This is a genomic window from Microbulbifer mixtoriginis (SeqCode) (assembly GCF_052466695.1).
Genome location: NZ_CP174285.1, coordinates 544,525 through 560,369, shown reverse-complemented (window position 1 = coordinate 560,369; position 15,845 = coordinate 544,525). Strand labels below are relative to the sequence as shown.

At 49.8% G+C, this 15,845-nt stretch carries 23 protein-coding genes and 3 tRNA genes; 13 read left to right on the top strand and 13 right to left on the bottom strand.

The window, feature by feature from the left end:
- Nucleotides 1-72: 72 nt before the first annotated feature.
- From ACJJI0_RS02340 to ACJJI0_RS02330, 3 genes are all read right to left on the bottom strand, one after another.
- Nucleotides 73-801 carry a hypothetical protein gene (locus ACJJI0_RS02340; RefSeq protein ID WP_444884498.1) on the bottom strand — a complete coding sequence of 243 codons (729 nt, stop codon included), beginning with the start codon at nt 799-801 and terminating at the stop codon, nt 73-75.
- 488 nt (nt 802-1,289) lie between these two features.
- Entirely contained in the window at nt 1,290-2,054 is a 765-nt protein-coding gene (locus ACJJI0_RS02335; protein WP_444884497.1) for a substrate-binding periplasmic protein, read from the bottom strand.
- Nucleotides 2,055-2,263: 209 nt separating this feature from the next.
- Complete coding sequence (locus ACJJI0_RS02330) at nt 2,264-2,650, bottom strand: hypothetical protein (protein WP_252082074.1); 387 nt, start codon at nt 2,648-2,650, stop codon at nt 2,264-2,266.
- A gap of 103 nt (nt 2,651-2,753) precedes the next feature.
- Here ACJJI0_RS02330 and ACJJI0_RS02325 point away from each other — a divergent pair, with 103 nt between their 5' ends.
- Both ACJJI0_RS02325 and ACJJI0_RS02320 read left to right on the top strand, forming a co-directional pair.
- Entirely contained in the window at nt 2,754-3,128 is a 375-nt protein-coding gene (locus ACJJI0_RS02325; RefSeq protein WP_444884496.1) for a hypothetical protein, read from the top strand.
- A 326-nt stretch (nt 3,129-3,454) separates the two neighbouring features.
- Complete coding sequence (locus tag ACJJI0_RS02320) at nt 3,455-3,943, top strand: LexA family protein (RefSeq protein ID WP_444884495.1); 489 nt, start codon at nt 3,455-3,457, stop codon at nt 3,941-3,943.
- Nucleotides 3,944-4,014: 71 nt separating this feature from the next.
- Here ACJJI0_RS02320 and ACJJI0_RS02315 read toward each other — a convergent pair whose 3' ends face one another.
- Nucleotides 4,015-4,479 (bottom strand): hypothetical protein, encoded by a 465-nt coding sequence (locus tag ACJJI0_RS02315; protein WP_444884494.1) that lies wholly within the window; start codon nt 4,477-4,479, stop codon nt 4,015-4,017.
- 119 nt (nt 4,480-4,598) lie between these two features.
- Here ACJJI0_RS02315 and ACJJI0_RS02310 point away from each other — a divergent pair, with 119 nt between their 5' ends.
- The 8 genes from ACJJI0_RS02310 (at nt 4,599) to ACJJI0_RS02275 (ending at nt 7,757) form a co-directional block, all read left to right on the top strand.
- Nucleotides 4,599-4,940 (top strand): response regulator transcription factor, encoded by a 342-nt coding sequence (locus ACJJI0_RS02310; RefSeq protein WP_444884493.1) that lies wholly within the window; start codon nt 4,599-4,601, stop codon nt 4,938-4,940.
- Nucleotides 4,937-5,128 carry a hypothetical protein gene (locus tag ACJJI0_RS02305; RefSeq protein WP_444884492.1) on the top strand — a complete coding sequence of 64 codons (192 nt, stop codon included), beginning with the start codon at nt 4,937-4,939 and terminating at the stop codon, nt 5,126-5,128. The genes ACJJI0_RS02310 and ACJJI0_RS02305 overlap by 4 nt, the downstream gene beginning before the upstream one ends.
- Complete coding sequence (locus ACJJI0_RS02300) at nt 5,125-5,427, top strand: DUF7673 family protein (protein ID WP_444884491.1); 303 nt, start codon at nt 5,125-5,127, stop codon at nt 5,425-5,427. Before ACJJI0_RS02305 ends, ACJJI0_RS02300 begins: the two co-directional genes overlap by 4 nt.
- A 168-nt stretch (nt 5,428-5,595) precedes the next feature.
- A complete protein-coding gene (locus ACJJI0_RS02295) occupies nt 5,596-5,760 on the top strand; it encodes a hypothetical protein (RefSeq protein WP_444884490.1) in 165 nt (54 codons plus the stop codon).
- Entirely contained in the window at nt 5,757-6,044 is a 288-nt protein-coding gene (locus ACJJI0_RS02290) for a phage antirepressor KilAC domain-containing protein (RefSeq protein ID WP_444884489.1), read from the top strand. The genes ACJJI0_RS02295 and ACJJI0_RS02290 overlap by 4 nt, the downstream gene beginning before the upstream one ends.
- Nucleotides 6,045-6,133: 89 nt before the next feature.
- Nucleotides 6,134-6,406: a hypothetical protein gene (locus tag ACJJI0_RS02285; RefSeq protein ID WP_444884488.1), complete on the top strand. Its 273-nt coding sequence runs from the start codon at nt 6,134-6,136 to the stop codon at nt 6,404-6,406.
- Nucleotides 6,407-6,483: 77 nt separating this feature from the next.
- The gene (locus ACJJI0_RS02280; protein WP_252082084.1) at nt 6,484-6,723 is read left to right on the top strand and encodes a DUF4224 domain-containing protein; all 240 of its coding nucleotides are present in this window, start codon (nt 6,484-6,486) and stop codon (nt 6,721-6,723) included.
- Nucleotides 6,723-7,757, top strand: a complete 1,035-nt coding sequence (locus ACJJI0_RS02275) for a tyrosine-type recombinase/integrase (protein ID WP_444884487.1) — start codon at nt 6,723-6,725, stop codon at nt 7,755-7,757. Before ACJJI0_RS02280 ends, ACJJI0_RS02275 begins: the two co-directional genes overlap by 1 nt.
- Before the next feature lies 1 nt (nt 7,758).
- On the opposite strand, the gene ACJJI0_RS02270 is transcribed toward ACJJI0_RS02275, so the two are convergent.
- The 4 genes from ACJJI0_RS02270 to ACJJI0_RS02255 all read right to left on the bottom strand — a co-directional run bounded on the left by ACJJI0_RS02270 (nt 7,759) and on the right by ACJJI0_RS02255 (nt 9,040).
- Nucleotides 7,759-8,538 (bottom strand): hypothetical protein, encoded by a 780-nt coding sequence (locus ACJJI0_RS02270; RefSeq protein ID WP_444884486.1) that lies wholly within the window; start codon nt 8,536-8,538, stop codon nt 7,759-7,761.
- A gap of 139 nt (nt 8,539-8,677) precedes the next feature.
- Nucleotides 8,678-8,753 (bottom strand) — tRNA-His (locus tag ACJJI0_RS02265).
- Nucleotides 8,754-8,868: 115 nt separating this feature from the next.
- Nucleotides 8,869-8,945 (bottom strand) — tRNA-Arg (locus ACJJI0_RS02260).
- A gap of 18 nt (nt 8,946-8,963) precedes the next feature.
- A tRNA-Pro gene (locus ACJJI0_RS02255) sits at nt 8,964-9,040 on the bottom strand.
- Nucleotides 9,041-9,380: 340 nt separating this feature from the next.
- Here ACJJI0_RS02255 and folD point away from each other — a divergent pair.
- The 3 genes from folD to ACJJI0_RS02240 are packed head-to-tail and all read left to right on the top strand — an operon-like array spanning nt 9,381 to nt 11,942.
- Nucleotides 9,381-10,226, top strand: a complete 846-nt coding sequence (gene folD / locus ACJJI0_RS02250) for a bifunctional methylenetetrahydrofolate dehydrogenase/methenyltetrahydrofolate cyclohydrolase FolD (RefSeq protein ID WP_444884485.1) — start codon at nt 9,381-9,383, stop codon at nt 10,224-10,226.
- A complete protein-coding gene (rsuA, locus tag ACJJI0_RS02245) occupies nt 10,219-10,923 on the top strand; it encodes a 16S rRNA pseudouridine(516) synthase RsuA (RefSeq protein ID WP_444884484.1) in 705 nt (234 codons plus the stop codon). Before folD ends, rsuA begins: the two co-directional genes overlap by 8 nt.
- A gap of 38 nt (nt 10,924-10,961) precedes the next feature.
- Nucleotides 10,962-11,942, top strand: coding sequence for a class I SAM-dependent methyltransferase (locus ACJJI0_RS02240; protein ID WP_444884483.1), 981 nt, complete (start codon nt 10,962-10,964; stop codon nt 11,940-11,942).
- 87 nt (nt 11,943-12,029) lie between these two features.
- On the opposite strand, the gene ACJJI0_RS02235 is transcribed toward ACJJI0_RS02240, so the two are convergent.
- The 5 genes from ACJJI0_RS02235 to ACJJI0_RS02215 all read right to left on the bottom strand — a co-directional run bounded on the left by ACJJI0_RS02235 (nt 12,030) and on the right by ACJJI0_RS02215 (nt 15,822).
- Nucleotides 12,030-12,485 carry a hypothetical protein gene (locus ACJJI0_RS02235; RefSeq protein ID WP_152453116.1) on the bottom strand — a complete coding sequence of 152 codons (456 nt, stop codon included), beginning with the start codon at nt 12,483-12,485 and terminating at the stop codon, nt 12,030-12,032.
- A 140-nt stretch (nt 12,486-12,625) separates the two neighbouring features.
- Nucleotides 12,626-13,372, bottom strand: coding sequence for a methyltransferase domain-containing protein (locus ACJJI0_RS02230; protein WP_444884482.1), 747 nt, complete (start codon nt 13,370-13,372; stop codon nt 12,626-12,628).
- On the bottom strand, nt 13,372-13,845 hold the full coding sequence (gene msrC, locus ACJJI0_RS02225; protein ID WP_444884481.1) for a free L-methionine (R)-S-oxide reductase MsrC: 474 nt from the start codon (nt 13,843-13,845) through the stop codon (nt 13,372-13,374). The genes ACJJI0_RS02230 and msrC overlap by 1 nt, the downstream gene beginning before the upstream one ends.
- 140 nt (nt 13,846-13,985) lie before the next feature.
- Complete coding sequence (locus ACJJI0_RS02220) at nt 13,986-14,441, bottom strand: hypothetical protein (RefSeq protein ID WP_444884480.1); 456 nt, start codon at nt 14,439-14,441, stop codon at nt 13,986-13,988.
- A 178-nt stretch (nt 14,442-14,619) separates the two neighbouring features.
- Nucleotides 14,620-15,822, bottom strand: a complete 1,203-nt coding sequence (locus tag ACJJI0_RS02215) for a Wadjet anti-phage system protein JetD domain-containing protein (protein WP_444884479.1) — start codon at nt 15,820-15,822, stop codon at nt 14,620-14,622.
- Between the last annotated feature and the right edge of the window lie 23 nt (nt 15,823-15,845).

The window sequence follows — 15,845 nt, the reverse complement described above, 5'->3', positions numbered from 1 at the left end:
AGGTATTAGCTCCCGGATTTCGGGCACAAAAAAGCCCGCATAAAGCGGGCTCCTTGAAAGTAGCGAAATTAATTAATCCGCTGGATTGGTGCAGAAGGGATCACATGGCGTTGCACCGCCTGCAACTCGCACTTGCCCTAAATTTACACTCTTTGAATGTGCGCCATCATTAATGGTAGCCATCACCATATAGGTGCCACCAAAATCAGTATAAAGAGTTGTGTATGGGGTTGAAGTAACCTTCTGGTAATTAGTACCAGGGTAAGTCATATTTGAAAAATACCAAGTATAAGTAACCTTCGCTCCCTCAAGAGCTGCCTTGGAGTATGAAGTATCGTAAGAACTGTTTACTGCTGCATATATTCCAGCATTAGCATTCAACGCTTTTAACGAGATAGTGGGAGCAGACTGAACATTAATGTTTTTACACAGATTAGTTTTACCGCCAACCTCAGCCGGAACCGGTATCCCTATCGATACATAATTTGAGCCACGGGTTGGGAAGTTGATATTCTTTTTCGCCACCCACTTGAAGTCTTGGTAACTGTAATCATCAGCACCAACATAACCTTCCTTAGTGTTAAATAAAGCAGTTTCTTTATAGAATGCCGAACCACCTTCATGCTCATAGGTTTTAGTAGAGCCAGCTATAACGTACCTATCCCCCTTAACCTTGCTCGTATCTCCACCAAGCCCTAAAGAAGTGCAATAGTCATACTTATATGGAGTTGCTGCAAATGCAGCAGATGTAGCAAAAACCGAAGCAACAGCCAAAGCAAATGGCAAAACTACTTTTCTCATTCAAAATTTTCCTTGAGATTCTTTTTAACTAGCAACCCAACCTTCATTAGCATTCAATTAAAATATTTCAAATGGTTGGCGCGCAATACATTACAAATTAATTTCACCACAAACAAGAATCATGAGATTCAGATCATCTCATTTAGAACATCTTCACAAAAAACACCTGACTAACCTGGCAGAACAAAATATGTATACAATCATTAATATCGGTTAATCCATTAATGGTTTTAACTTTTAAACATTTAATAGATTCAGAATAAAAAAAGCTAACCATCAGGACGTCCAGATATTTCAGGCACAAAAAAACCGGCTTAGGGTCCGGTTTAAGAAAGGATGATCGGTCGCCATGCATACAACTCGACAGCTTGCCCAAGATTATTCTTTTGATGACTAGCTGTCAATAAATACAGTTTTATATATGCACAGAGTAGAAATTAGCGTGCCAGTAAATCCTAAAAGCCTCTAATAGCATCTAGATCACCAGCTCATTCGCAGATATTCGCTTTTTCAGAAATGCCATGTTTCCTAAGAAGCTTTGCATATTCACCTGTAGAGCAAAGACGGGCCAGTCCTTTATTGAACTCATCTCTGGTCTTTTCATCCTTAAACGCCATTTTAAATTTCGATACCGGTAAAAAGACCTTGTGAGTATCCACCTCATCCATTGAGTGCCCCTGTTTTATGGAGAAGTGAGCAAAAATACTCTTATCGATAATGGCAATAGAATCTTCGTTCTTCCAGAAATCCCGGACCTGATCTCGTGAATCTTGTATCTCGACATAATTTTTGCTACCTGCCCCTCCAGGCGAGAAAAGGCGCTCAAATTCTGGCCCTAGATCCAGGTGAGCCCCCTTCCAGGCAATGACATGGTGCCCTACAAGATCGTTCACATTATCTATTTTAATATCTTCACTCTTTCGGCTAATTGCGTAATTAACAAATCCAACATAGTTTTTTGAGAAATAATGGCCACCCGCCTCGCCATGCTCATACACATTTGTCTCAGCATCTGCTATGCCATTTTTAATAGCATTTTGAATATCCCCCCAACCCATCTGCAAGAATTTTATTGAATACCCAGGTAATGCCTGCTGGATTATTTCGACTTCGAGCCCGCTCTTTGCGTTATCAGCAACATAAGGAGATGCATCATTAGCTATAGCGACTTTTAACTCCGACGTATTAGCGAATAAAGGTAACCCAAGTAGCAATGGGAACAAGACTAGCAGCTTTAAGGTCTTGTTTCGCATAGTAAAACTCCTTAATAGCAGGAAATTATTAATACTTAAATAGCAGGTTAGGCCAAAACATAGATACTATGTAAAAATACGATATCGAGTACAATCGACCTTAACTGTTAATAAGGCTTAATAATTAAGGCGACAATGGCCAGAGCAAATTGTTATAGTAAAAATTGTACTTAATTAACTGGAAGGGAAAGGGCCTTTCCTCATCCCCGCTAAAGCCTCTCTCGCATCTTGTAGCCCACTTCTATACTGGACTCAATGATTTGGCATAGAATCTTAATGCTAGCTACCGATTTTTTTGCCACCTTTGCCACCTCCTGCAATTCCCATCTTCGGAAGTAACGGAGCCAAAATACTGTTAACTCAATTCTGGCTTTATCTTGGTTATTGCGCCCCTTTACCGCTCGAAGGTACATACCAACAACTTGGTCAGTTTCCTCCGCCCTCCCTTCGTTCACCGGTTCTGGATTCTCTCGATAATTTGACTTCATATTCCTAGCAAAGGAGGACATACGGGGCCAGGATACTGAATCTCCTGCTCTCTCCTGGTAGGCTCGGGACCACTCCCACAACAGTTCACGTACACCTAATTCGGACATTGCCCCTCCCCCTTCGAATCTTTAAAGCCAAAACCAGCCAAGCACCCCATCAAGCAGCCTGCGGCATGCTCTCGAAATAATCCTGAAGTCGCCTTTCGGCTGCATGAAAATTGTCTCGGTGATACGTGCCCAGGTAATTTATGTGGCCCTGGTTTATCCAGAATTGGGTAACTACCGTATTCGCGAACACAACCTCCACGAGGTTGCGGAATACGGCCAGCGGGCTGCAGGGGTTAGTTGTGGAAACCCTTTCGATGGCTTCTGGGATGGTGACTGTGCACATGGTGAGCTCTCCTTGGTGATTGGGTTTTACCAATTGATATCCGTTGCGATTTCTACTGCGCTGAGGTTTCGAGTAAGCCGCTGCCCTGACGCCCGAGGTTGGGGGGCAAAGTACTTCTCGCGTTTTAGCCAGTTGCGCCAAGTGGCGAGCCAATCGAGTTTTACGCCCCGCTGGCCGGGTTGGGATATCCAGTAATCGCGGAAGCTTTCGGCAATGTCGTGGATTCTGGGGATCAAGTTTGGGCGGAGGCGTTGGGCTTCGGTGCGGAATTTGTCCGTAAGAACCCAGTTTCCAGGCAAGCGTATGCCGCGTTTAGGATGGCACGATTTGGAACTGTACCTCTCTCTACTGGTTTCTTATTGGTTCTTACTGGTTCTATAGAGAAAGACGTGTTGTCATTTTCACCGGTTTACGTGTAGAAAGAGGTCATAATTGGTCCTGCGCCCGTTGGATTTTTCGGTGCTCAGGTAGCCCAGTTATTCCAACTTTTCGACGGCATTAATCACCGAGCGTTTTGTACATTGCGCAACATCGGCCAGATAGGCATTACCCAGGCATCACTGTTATGGCAATCGGCCAAAGCAATTAAAACCAGCTTTGCTGTTGGTGTTCTGGTCTTGCGTTTAATGGCCCATGCCGCAGCTTCAAAGCTCACCACCCACCTCCTGTATAAATTTCCATTTAGCGCAGTAGATCTATTAGAGCCCGGGGAAGCCGAAGCTTCGCTGCCCTGCCCCGGTACTCACTCAGACCGCGCTTACGCATTACGAGTGAATGGTGACAGCATGACTAGCCCTTACCCAAGCCAGCGCTCTTATCCAGAAGGGACAATCATTTTTGTCGACCCCGACAAACCTCTGACCAATGGCTGCCGAGTTATCGCCAAAATAAATGGTGAGGTCACCTTCAAAAGCTATGCAGAAGATATGGGCCATATTTATCTACGCCCTATCAACCCAACCTACTCCCCGATGGAAGTAACAGGCAAAGATATATCCTTTGTGGCGTAATTATTGGCTCCTACACCCCTGAGTAGGACACAAAAAAGCCCGCATTAGCGGGCCTTTTTGAATGCTGAGAGTCACAGCAGAATCTTTTTGACCATCTCAACCTCAATAACACCGCGAGAAACACAGTTCAAAGTGAGATCTTGAGCCGGCTTCCCCGGCAAGTATTCGCCCTGAATGTTTGAACGAACAATCACATCCCTATCATCAACAACCACATTAAAGGCAACTTCTGTCTTGGTGTAATTATCCTCTAAATAATCTCTGCCCTCGTTAGCACCACAATTGGCCTGCTCCGGCGTAAGTTTCCAGTTTTTTAGGGTTGTAGAGATATAACCCGCCTCTAAATCAGAGGATAAAATCTGAAACCCATCTTTCAACAAAGCTTGCCTCGCCTTACTCAACACTTCTTGCTTTGTTGAAAGGTGCTCTAAAGCAAAGTACTCACTAATAAACACTGGCGTCTCGTTCGTTGCAGTACAGCCACCAAGGCCAGTCGCTAGCAGAACTCCTACTACTGCATGTCTTATTTTTTTCATTCTTATCCTCCGTGATAAGCGCTCTCTGAGCATATCAAGGAGAGGACCTTTTAAGAAATTAACTTATGACTATTGGCCAGATAATTTACTTTCGGCTACTGCAAGGACAGGGCATCAAAATGCACACAGCCAGCAATCTAAGGCCATTAGCGCCACGCCAAGCTGAAGCGCTTACACATCGTGCCCGTGGCCTCTCCAACAAAGAAGCCGCCGAAGCTATGCAGTGCTCTGTAGCCAATGTCACCAACTTGCTGGCGGAATGCTTTTACAAGCTGCATGCCCGCAACAGTACTGAAGCGGTGGCCAAGGCGGTAAAGCACGGATTGATTCAATTTGCCCTGATCGCCTCAGTTCTTAGCAGCATTGGCTCAGATGCACAGGAGCAACTGCGCACCCGCATCCAACGCCGCCCCACTATTCGAACTATCAGCATTCGCATTAACCGCGAGGGCATCGTATGACCGCCATAGTCTATGTACACCCAACAACTCAAACTCAACACGGTATCAAACGCCCAAATGGTTGTATCGGGCCAATCGTTGCCGCAATTTATAAAGGCCGTCACGCAGTAGCCACACAGCCCAAACCAACTTCGGATACACCTACGCAAGGTGATGGTTGGTTTCCGTTTGGAGGTGATGCCGCATGAATACTTTCAGCCCAACCCAGAGCGTGGAAACGCTGCTTACTGTAGCCAACGGATACTCCGGTGCTAGTGCAATTGCCGCACAGGTGTTGCTTTCGGCTTGGAACAGCAACGACTTTACGGTTCCCGTTGCCGAGTTATCACTACTTGATGGGGAGAACTATCAGCACGCTCTCAAAGTGATGACACTTCGCTATCAAGGCAAGGAACCCCAAAACGTAATCGCACAGGGCGATAAAAGATTTCGCACCCTTTGTGTCGAGTGGTCTCACCTCGAAACCCAGAGGAAAGGTGCAGCATGAACAAACCGCAGCAGCTGCCACGGATACATTGCGCCCTTTGCGGAAAACCCGCAGGGCCAGTATTCAACGGGAAGCTGTTATTGCGCGGCTGGAGTTGTCAGCTTTGCAAATACTGGGAGCCGGCAATTGGCAGGGAGCGGAAGTTCAAAAAAATAGTAGGGGCGGACCATGAATGAATTCTCCCAACTACTAAAAATCACTCAAGACCTAATGGCCACGGTAGAAACTCAGCAGTTACAAATAAACGGCATGCAAGAGCAAATCGCCGCACTCTCCGAAGCCATCCAGGGCCAACCATCAGAACAAAATTTGAAGGACCAGGAGGCAGCGTGAAAAAGGAAAAACTCTTCACCATCACCCAGGCCGCCCGAACTTTAGAAATGGGCAGAAACAACCTGTTAAAGGTTCTACGAAATAGCGACCTTTTGCATAGCCGCGAACCTATGCGCAACTCACCAACAAAGGCCGCCGTTCAGCAGGGACTGCTGGTTGCAGAGAATGCCGAATATAACCGTGGCCCGGTGAAGGTGCCGTATATCAATACCAAGGTGACATCGAAAGGTATGGTGTGGATTCGGGATCTGATCGAAAAGAGTTCCATCTCCCAAGCCAGCTAGAAATTTAGCCGCGCCCTGGCGCATTCAGTCAGAGGTAACCATCCTTGGGCTGCCAGTATGGAGCCCATTTTTAAAAATGGGAAAATCTAATGAAAAGATACGCACTGCTTACTGGCTCCTACAACCTATTGATGGGCGGTATCAAAGATTTCAAACGCTCCTACGCCACCAAAGAAGAGGCCTTCGAAGAAGTGCAGCGCATTGCTCAAAATGACCTGTTTACCGACTGGGCACAGATATTCGATAAGAAAACCGACAAGGCAAAAATTTATCGCATAGTCGATAAGAAAATCATCGAAGAGAAACCCAAAGACTGCCCTCACCCAGAGTCAAAACCCAAGACAGAACCGCAGTACGCCTGAACTCAACTAAAGATAGCGCTCTCAGCCCGCCAAACGCGGGCTTTTTAGGTAGAAGACAACAACGCGAGGGATGTGCGATGGGTAACTTGCTAACCAAGCATGAGATAGCCCGCCTAACGGGCGCTGGCGCCGAGAATGCCGAGGAGCAAAAGCGTATTCTCGATGCCAATCGGATTCCCTATGTGCTGAAAAAGGATCGATCCCCCGCTCTCACTTGGGAAATGGTTAATCAAGCCATTCTAGCCCGAGGGGCCTCAAAACCCGACTTAGCTGGTGTTAATCTACCCCCAGGCTTTAACCTTGGAGCAGCAAGCTGATGGGCAGAAGGCGTAACCCCGAAAATGCATGGATGCCACCACATGTTGAGCGGTACAAGAATGGCTTTCGAGTAAACCGCAGGGGCTACCCAACTAAGCACTTAGCTAAACAAGATGCCAGCAAAGCAGAAGTTTGGACGGCATATGAACGCTACCTTGCGGGCCTAGTCGAGAAAGAATTCACTCTTAAAGACCTAATTGAGTTGTACTTCGCATCACCTCAGTACACCAAGCACATCAAGCCACAAACTCAAAAAGACTACTACCGCTACAGCCAACGTATATTGACAGTGTTTGGAGAGATGACACCTGATTCAATCACTTCACCACTGGTACAGATGTTTTTGGATGCCCGCGGGGCAGAACACCCTACCGCAGCAAACCGAGAAAAAACCTTTCTAGGCATTGTGATGAAATGGGGTAAGGCAAGAGGGTTTGTAAAAATTGAAGACCCTACAGCGGTAGTTAAAGCACTCAAGGAAAAAGCTGGCGGTCGCTATTTGGAAGACTGGGAGTATGAAGCCTTTTGGCAATGGCTTGGTGAACGCGGCCACATCATGCACCAGTGCGCTATGGAGATCAGCTATCTGTGTGCAGCCCGACAGCAGGATGTATTGGCACTTACGCGAACAGATATGAAAGAAGATGGTCTGCTTGTAATTCAAAGCAAGACCGGAAAAGCACAGATAAAACTCTGGAGCCCAGCACTAAGGGAAGCTGTGGATCGCGCACTCGCAAGCAATGTTGATACACAAATTCAAACAGCTCATATTATTCGCAGCCGCACCGGGCGACCTTTCACCCGCATGGGCTTTAATGCTACTTGGCTAAGAGAACAGCGAGCCGCCTTGGAAGCGGGAGTTATTAAGGAGCGTTTTCGGTTTCATGATTTGAAAATTAAAGCCGCCAGTGATTTTGACGGTGACGTGCAGAAATTTACCGGACACAAAACCCGCTCTATGGCGGAGCGATATAATCGAACAGCAGATAAAGTTGTCAGCCTAGACCGGAAGCGCCCAAAAAAAGGCAAATAATTTAGTTTGCCTTTTGCCCTGCCTCTGTCTGATCTTTTGACGCTATCGCCGACTTCCTACGCTCAAGTTCAGCCGCCACAGCCATACTCAACCCATCTATTGATTCCGGAGAAAGAGTGATAGGTTTCAGCTGCACGGAAGAATCAAGAATAACTGACACAGGTTTACCATTCCCCCTCTCCAGCTCAGCTTTGACAATTGCATCACCTAAGCTCTTGATAGACTCTGAAGTGAGGGTGACAGCTTGAAGGCTTACCGGCGAAGCGAGCTGTACATCGATTGATTTCCCTTGATTATAAATTTGCCATAAAAGCGCACCGCTTGAGATTACTGCTGATATCGCCGCTACTCCGACCCCAATTCTTGTCAGAATTGTGCCCCTCCGTGCAATTTTGAGACTTGTATTAGCAGCTTCAGAGCTCTCTTTTGCTGCCGCGACCCCCTCAGATGCAACTTTAATGCTCTGCCTTTGCAGCTTTAAAGTGTTCATGACTGTAAAAGCATCAACTGATGCTTGGACTTGCGGCAAAAATGATGCGAGGAACTGCTTTTTTGGTTCTCCTGCAGTTTTATCCCAATCCTGCCCACTCCTTAATTTCAACCCATCTAGAGTGAAGATATAACCTTCAATCTCCCCCTTAAAAGCCATCAGATGCACCAAAGCAACTGCTATGAATTCGGGGCCCCTCTCTTCTGGCGCTGAGATTTCTGCCATTTTTTTCGTTAAATCAGGCGGCTCTGGCACCAAAGATATTAACTCTTCCAACTCCTTGAAATCCATATCCCTCTCCTAGCCCGCTTTTAAAACCTCAACATAGATTGAGGCCAAAATTACCACACCAAATTACCACACTGAGGCCAAAAACGAAAAAACCCCGCACTAGGCGAGGTTTTAAGTCCTTGAAAAACAAGGAAGAATCTGGGGTGGCCGACGGGGATCGAACCCGCGACCTCAGGAGCCACAATCCTGTGCTCTACCAACTGAGCTACGGCCACCATAAAAGTGATATACTTCAGCACCTTGTGGCAGTACTGATTGCCGGATATCTCTTGCAGCCAATCTGGCTTCAGACTAAGTCCTTTTTGCCAAACCAGCACCGTCTTGTGAAGATGGCACGCCCGGCAGGACTCGAACCTGCGACCATCCGCTTAGAAGGCGGATGCTCTATCCAGCTGAGCTACGGGCGCAAGGTGAACCCGGAAAATTGGTCGGGGCAGAGGGATTCGAACCCCCGACATCCTGCTCCCAAAGCAGGCGCGCTACCAGACTGCGCTATGCCCCGTTTTTCCAATCATTCGCATCTCTTTGACCCTGTTAACCGCCCCGTAGGTGGTTGTGTAAGTCGCTGTAGCTGCGAAGTGCGTGCATAGTAATGATACCCCCGGCCCATGTCAACGCTTCTAAGCTATTATTTTTAAAGAAGTTTATCCTTTTGCCTATCTGGGCCCAGAAGTGGCGAAATTATTTCCAACCTGTGCGAAAATGGCGCACTTCGCAAATCCGACCGGATAAAAAGTAAGCGTTTTTAAAAATCGCCTGCTTCCGCCCTTCTATATACAGTAGGTGCTGAAGCAGACTCCGGTCTATTAGCCATCGATTTTTTATTGTTAGAGATAGCATCTATGTCTGCACTGGTTCTGGACGGCAAGGCCCTGGCACAGAAAACTGAAGAAGAACTCTCGGCTCGGGTAGCCCTACTAAAAGAGAAGAGCGGTGGGCAAACGCCAATCCTGGCGACCATCCTGGTGGGTGATGACCCCGCTTCAGCTACCTATGTAAAGATGAAGGGCAATGCTTGCCGCCGTATCGGCATGGATTCCATGCAGGTGGAACTGCCCTCCTCCACCACCACTGAAGAGTTACTCGCCAAGATTGAGGCGCTCAACGCCAACCCCAACGTCCACGGTATCCTACTTCAGCACCCGGTGCCGGCACAGATCGATGAGCGTGCCTGTTTCGACGCGATTAGCCTGGAGAAAGATGTAGATGGCGTGACCTGCCTTGGCTTTGGCCGTATGGCCATGGGTGAAGAGGCCTATGGCTGTGCTACCCCTAAGGGCATTATGCGCCTGCTGGAAGCCTACAATATCGAAATGGAAGGCAAGCACGCCGTGGTCGTGGGCCGCAGCCCCATTCTGGGCAAGCCGATGGCTGCCATGTTGTTGAATGCCAATGCCACCGTAACCATCTGCCACTCCCGCACTCAAGACCTGGCCGAACATATCCGCCGCGCCGATATCGTAGTGGGCGCCGTGGGCAAACCTGAGTTTATTAAGGCCGAGTGGATTAAAGATGGCGCAGTGGTTGTCGATGCCGGCTACCATCCAGGCGGTGTGGGCGATATCGAACTGGGTCCGCTAACTGAGCGCGTTGCCGCCTACACCCCGGTGCCCGGCGGTGTTGGCCCCATGACCATCAATACCCTGATCTACCAATCTGTCGATTCCGGTGAACGCAAGATTGGCTAGTTTTATACGACTAGATAAGGCGGTCAGCCAGGTGACTGACCTCTCCCGTTCCGATGTGAAGCGCGCCGCCAAGGCGGAGCGTATCAGCGTAAACGGCGAGATAGTCACCGATCCGGCCGCCAAGGTACAGGCCAGCGATGAACTGTACCTGGACGGCGAGCCCCTGCACGAGCCGGGGCCACGCTACATTATGTTGAACAAACCCCTGGGCTATGTAAGCGCGACCAAAGATGGCGAACACCCTACGGTGCTGGACCTGATTGACGAGCCCAACAAAGCCAAGCTGCATATTGCCGGGCGCCTGGATATCGATACCACCGGGCTGGTGCTACTCACCGATGATGGCCAGTGGTCACACAAAGTGACCTCACCGAACCACCACTGTGAGAAAACCTATTACGCTCTGCTGGCAGAGAAAATTGAGGAAGATGCGGTGGCAAAGTTTGCCAAAGGTATCTGGCTCAACAATGAAAAGAAAAGAACCAAGCCGGCCAAGCTTGAGATTCTCTACGCTAACGAGGTGCGCATCACTATCGGTGAGGGCCGCTACCACCAGGTCAAGCGTATGTTTGCCGCCCTGGGCAACCGGGTAATCGAACTGCACCGGGAGAGAATCGGCGATATCTTCCTGGATGAAGAGCTCCAGGAAGGCGAATACCGGCTGTTAACTTCTGAAGAAATCGCTTCGGTACAATAAAGACTATGTCCTCGCTTCTCCTCCAGGAAATCTCACAGGTGCCGAGTGAAACCCTGTGGATCGCCGATGAAAACAGCAAGCCTTTACTACAGCCGGGCTTTCACTTCGAAGGTGACCTCCTTACCAACCGCTGGGATATTGCCGAGCTGGCCCAGGGTAAGGTTGGGCGCAGCTTCTATAACGACTTTCACCTTGAAGAGCTGGATCGCCGCTACCGCCGCATTGTTTATTCGGTCTCCAAGGAAAAAGCCGTCGTTCACCATATTATCAACCAGGCCCCACGGTTTCTCGGTGAGGGCGGTGAACTGGTGTTGTTAGGGGAAAAGCAGAGCGGCATTAAAAGCTATGCGGCTAAAGTTGCTGAGCGCCTGAATGGCAGTAAGCATCTGCAAAAGTACGGCAACGATTATTGCAGTGTTAACCGGGTGGAGCATCCCCAGGGTGGGACACCTATCGGTGAGGAGAATTACCCGCAGCTGCGTAGTCTGCCAGAGTTAGGCGACCTCTACAGCAAGCCCGGTCTGTTCGGCTGGAACAAGATTGACAAGGGCAGCGCCCTGCTGGCCCAGCAACTCACCACCGAGCTGCCCAAGGAAAACGCCCAGGTAGTGGACCTCGGCTGTGGCTACGGTTATCTCAGTGCCCGACTAGCGTCACTGGGGAGCTTCCACTTTACCGCTATCGACAATAATGCCGCTGCCCTACTCGCCTGTAAGAAAAATTTTCAAACTCAGGGTATCAAGGGCGTCGTTCTGCCCTCCGATGCCGGGGCAGAGCTGGAAAGCGGTGCTGCAGACCTGGTGCTGTGCAACCCGCCCTTCCACCAGGGATTCCAGGTGGAAGGCGATCTCACCGATCGCTTTCTGCAACAAAGCGCACGGTTATTGAAAATAACCGGTACGGCACTCTTTGTGGTGAATGAGTTTATTCCGCTGTCCAAGAAGGGGCCGCGTTACTTTTCTGAGGTGCAGTTGATCACCAAAGAAAAAGGCTTCTGTGTATACCGGCTGCGCCCTTAGGGCGCAGTTTGCCGGCGTTTATCTAAATTAGGCGAGCAGTCGCCAGGAGACAAAAATCAAATTTGCGGACCGGTTGAGTCGGTAGGATTAGTAGTCGCGCAAATTAAACAGGTTCATCGAGAGGGTGTGCTCCTCCAGCTCTTCCAATTGTCGCAAGCGCTCGAAGGCTTCACGCGCCGAGGGAGTCTCCGCCCCCTGGGCCAGATCCCGGTATTGGTCAGCCAGATAAATCTCAATATCCATAGCCAGTTTGGCAATGTCATCTAGATTATCAATATCGATACTGCGCAGGCGCTGCAGAAACTCCTTCTCGCGCCCTTCCGGGGCAAATTGCACCCAGGTGTGCAAGGCACCTGGCGGCAAATCGGCGTGGAAGTTCTCCAGTGAATGCTTCATGGAGTCTTCCCGTCGTCGAAGCTGATCTAGGAGCAGCTCAACCCGCTTGTTGGTGGCAAGCTGCTCATACTCTTCGTATTGCAGCGCCAATTTGGCATGAAAATCCCTTCCTTCCTGAATAACTTCCTCAACTGTTTTGTACCGCATTAACGAGCCCTGGAGTAATAAGTCGCTAATGTCAGTATAGACAGGCAGTGAGAAAGGGCGCCAACAACACCCAACAAAAAAACGACAGTGGCAGTTTTCTCTTTGCCTATCGAGCCGCCAGGGCGCTCCAGACAGATAACTCAACGCAGAAGTCGATGATGAGCATACAGGCGACAACTGGGGCTACCGGGATTGATTTTGGCTGGAACGCGCTTCTTCAGCTCCGCCAGTGAAAGCGTGTTCCTGCTCACCGCCAGAATATGATTTTCGTATTGGGGCATGTAGGCCATCCAGGCGCCACGCAGACGGCTGCGCAAAGCCTTTTGACGCCAGGCACTGTCTCGGAGCTCCTGAAGATCGCCAAAGTTACTCACTAAAACCCCATCCCGATGCAATAGGCGCATCAAGTTGGCGCACCATTCTTGACTTGCGGGCACGGCGCGCTGTGCCACCCCCTGAAAATGACCAAATAAGTCATCGATTACCAGATCAAACGGCTCAGCAGAGGGGTTTTGCAGGTAATCTGCCACATACTCTTTGGCATCGGCATGTACCAGCTCTACATCCTTAACTCCGAAGAAGCGGCGGGCCACCTGTAGGTGAACCGGGTCCAGGTCCACCCCAACAATACGTTTCGCCGAGGTGTAAGCCTGTAACAAGCGGATCAAGGCACCGCCCCCAACACCTAATAACAATACAGAGTTCAGACGCTTCTCGGGCAGAAAGAAGGCCGGCAGCAGAAGCAGCTCCCACAGGGAGCCCTTAAGGGGATCGCGGGGATTCCACTGGGAATGGAAAACCCCATTGCTGTACAAACGTACGCTGGCGCCGTGGTTGCGCACCTCATAACAGGTGTCTTCCACCTGCTTCTGCCACAGTAGTGCCATTAGCTTTGTAGCAGGTCTGAAGATTTCAGCAGTACTTGGGCAAAGCCCTGTAAGCCAGCCAGGTCTTCTGCGGTGAAACGGGCAACGGTCGGGCTATCGATATCGAGCACCCCAAGGCAGCGGCCGTTATTATCGTAAAGTGGAATGACCACTTCAGAAGCAGAAACCGCATCGCAGGCGATATGGCCTGGAAACTGGTGCACATCCTCTACCAGTTGAGACTCTCCGCTGGATACCGCCGTACCGCAAACTCCGGCACCTACGGGAATACGAGTACAGGCGGGCTTGCCCTGAAAGGGTCCCAGACGTAGCTCATCATCATGCAAAAAGTAGAAGCCCGCCCAGTTGATATCCTCCAACTCCATAAACAACAGAGCGCTGGCATTGGCAGTATTGGCCAGCCAATCCCTCTCGGCGGATAGCAGACCTTCGAGTTGACTATTGAGCGATGAGTAGAATTTATTTAACGACATGGCCGGATCGCCCCCTCACAATCAGTGGCTATAAAACGGGTTTGCCAGACACAGCAAACCCGCGAAATACCTGGCGCATTGTGTGCCAAGAGGCAGGTATTTTGCGGGCTTTACAGCAGGAATCAACCGGTGATTGAAAATTACTGGTAGGGGTCCAGTACCTCCTCTTTTGAGGACTCCCGTTGATATTGGTCTGCATCCATCGTGGGACGTGACCACTCATCACTCTCGCGGCCACCCTGCTCCTCCCCCGATTGGATAGCAGGGGGTGCCTTGGTGACATCGGAGGCAATTAAAGCGGAGCGTTTTTGCTCGAATCGCTTTTCCACGACGGGCTTGGGCGGTATGGAGGTGCTGGACTCCCGTCGGATACGGCTGGCCATAGTGCTTAGCGTTGGTCGTCGGCGCTCGGCCAGCTTAACCGCTTCCAACTCGCTGTTGAGCCGATTGACCTCTGCCTGCAAATCTCCCATCTGCGCCTGCAGTTCGGTAATCTGAGTCAGTACGCCTTTAACTTTACGGCTTTCCTTCTCATATAAAACAGCGGCGCCGCCGAAGGCCAAAGCAAAAATGACCAAAATGGAAAACTGACGCATAGAGATCTCCAGAAGCTTCCCTTGTTATTTTTAAAGGGCATTTTTACCGTATATTTTCTGTATCTTCCGAGATCTCGCGCATAAAAAACAAGCTTTAAGGCTGACTGAAACGACTGCAACAGCCAGCGCACAATAAAGAGGAAGGGAAATTTATCCGATAGCGACAAAAAGCCCAGCGTTAAGGGAGAGTCTCCAGCAAAGCCTCTGTTTTGACGGCCTCCTGATCCACAAAACAATTATTGGCCGAGATAGCTGGGATCAAATAATTATCCGCATATTGGCAGCCGATCATTTCGATGGGTTTTTGCCCGAGCTTTTCTGCCAAGTCGGGAGAATGGGCTTTGCCGGCGTGCAGAGAGTTGAGTAACAAATCATAGCCGGGCCGCCAACACTGCAACTCAGGAAAACTTTTCTTCAGCGCGGCGGCTATACGCAGCCCTTCATAATCCAGATCCCCCCAAAAGAAAACGGGAAGTGAACCCAAATTATCGCCATACCACCACTGTGAAAATTGCTGCCGAGAAACTGTAGTGGCCGAATTAATCGTGCTAAAGCGAGTAATACCATAATTGCGAATCCGCTCCGCACCACCCTGATAGCCCTCGCTGTACACCAGCGCCGTGGAGCTGGGCTGCAATTCCGCCAAGCTGATAAAAGTATCCTGGTTCTCTATAAAAATCACCTGCGCAAACTGTTCCGGCAGGTAGGCGTGAAGTAATAACTGGCGCTCGCGAATCTTTCGGCTCAGCTCCGGAAACAGGTTACGCACCAGGGACTGGCGACTAGGTAAATCAAGATATTTGGAATCCCCTTTAAAGCAGCGCGCGGCCAATTGCCGCCAGGTGATTTGCTCGGCAAAAATCAATTCCCGTCTTATCGCGGCCCAGCAGGAGACCATCTCCTCGGCAGAGTCGAAGCCCGCTTGAAGCTCCAAACCCTCTACGGGAAAAGCCGCGGGATTCTCAAAGCGATCGGCATAGGGCTCCAGCAGACTGGTCCAGGCAGACTTGCGCAAGTTGGGGGATGGACGATTGAGCCACAGGCGCAGCTGCTCTTCACTGGCGTCCCGAAAGATCAGCTGAGCACCCTGCCACTCTGCAACACCCGGTCGCCGTTTAGGGTTCGGTTTTACTGCAAAACATTGATACTCACTGGCAAAGTGCTGCAATTCATTCCACAGCTCCTGCTCGTCTTGGTCGGGGTCCCTGAGGGGCTCCAACACTTCCAACCAGCGCTTACTGCCAGCGCGCAAATCCAGCCTGAAACTAATGCGGGCTTCCTTGCCCCGTTCCAACTGGCTGTCCCGCCGATCCAGAATGAAATTCAGGATGCCGATTAACAGCGGGTTTTCCTCTACCCAATAGGGCAATGCCTTTTCCATCGGTTGCCTCCCTGCCAATGGCG

Excerpts from the sequence above, each read along its gene's own strand:
- ACJJI0_RS02280 (WP_252082084.1), top strand. The coding sequence starts at position 6,484 with ATGGGTAACTTGCTAACCAAGCATGAGATAGCCCGCCTAACGGGCGCT.
- ACJJI0_RS02220 (WP_444884480.1), bottom strand. The coding sequence starts at position 14,441 with ATGCGTCAGTTTTCCATTTTGGTCATTTTTGCTTTGGCCTTCGGCGGC.
- ACJJI0_RS02275 (WP_444884487.1), top strand. The coding sequence starts at position 6,723 with ATGGGCAGAAGGCGTAACCCCGAAAATGCATGGATGCCACCACATGTT.
- ACJJI0_RS02325 (WP_444884496.1), top strand. The coding sequence starts at position 2,754 with ATGAAAATTGTCTCGGTGATACGTGCCCAGGTAATTTATGTGGCCCTG.
- ACJJI0_RS02330 (WP_252082074.1), bottom strand. The coding sequence starts at position 2,650 with ATGTCCGAATTAGGTGTACGTGAACTGTTGTGGGAGTGGTCCCGAGCC.
- ACJJI0_RS02340 (WP_444884498.1), bottom strand. The coding sequence starts at position 801 with ATGAGAAAAGTAGTTTTGCCATTTGCTTTGGCTGTTGCTTCGGTTTTT.
- ACJJI0_RS02215 (WP_444884479.1), bottom strand. The coding sequence starts at position 15,822 with ATGGAAAAGGCATTGCCCTATTGGGTAGAGGAAAACCCGCTGTTAATC.
- ACJJI0_RS02285 (WP_444884488.1), top strand. The coding sequence starts at position 6,134 with ATGAAAAGATACGCACTGCTTACTGGCTCCTACAACCTATTGATGGGC.
- ACJJI0_RS02305 (WP_444884492.1), top strand. The coding sequence starts at position 4,937 with ATGACCGCCATAGTCTATGTACACCCAACAACTCAAACTCAACACGGT.
- ACJJI0_RS02230 (WP_444884482.1), bottom strand. The coding sequence starts at position 13,372 with ATGGCACTACTGTGGCAGAAGCAGGTGGAAGACACCTGTTATGAGGTG.
- ACJJI0_RS02300 (WP_444884491.1), top strand. The coding sequence starts at position 5,125 with ATGAATACTTTCAGCCCAACCCAGAGCGTGGAAACGCTGCTTACTGTA.
- ACJJI0_RS02295 (WP_444884490.1), top strand. The coding sequence starts at position 5,596 with ATGAATGAATTCTCCCAACTACTAAAAATCACTCAAGACCTAATGGCC.
- ACJJI0_RS02270 (WP_444884486.1), bottom strand. The coding sequence starts at position 8,538 with ATGGATTTCAAGGAGTTGGAAGAGTTAATATCTTTGGTGCCAGAGCCG.
- ACJJI0_RS02235 (WP_152453116.1), bottom strand. The coding sequence starts at position 12,485 with ATGCGGTACAAAACAGTTGAGGAAGTTATTCAGGAAGGAAGGGATTTT.
- ACJJI0_RS02335 (WP_444884497.1), bottom strand. The coding sequence starts at position 2,054 with ATGCGAAACAAGACCTTAAAGCTGCTAGTCTTGTTCCCATTGCTACTT.
- msrC (WP_444884481.1), bottom strand. The coding sequence starts at position 13,845 with ATGTCGTTAAATAAATTCTACTCATCGCTCAATAGTCAACTCGAAGGT.
- ACJJI0_RS02310 (WP_444884493.1), top strand. The coding sequence starts at position 4,599 with ATGCACACAGCCAGCAATCTAAGGCCATTAGCGCCACGCCAAGCTGAA.
- folD (WP_444884485.1), top strand. The coding sequence starts at position 9,381 with ATGTCTGCACTGGTTCTGGACGGCAAGGCCCTGGCACAGAAAACTGAA.
- ACJJI0_RS02315 (WP_444884494.1), bottom strand. The coding sequence starts at position 4,479 with ATGAAAAAAATAAGACATGCAGTAGTAGGAGTTCTGCTAGCGACTGGC.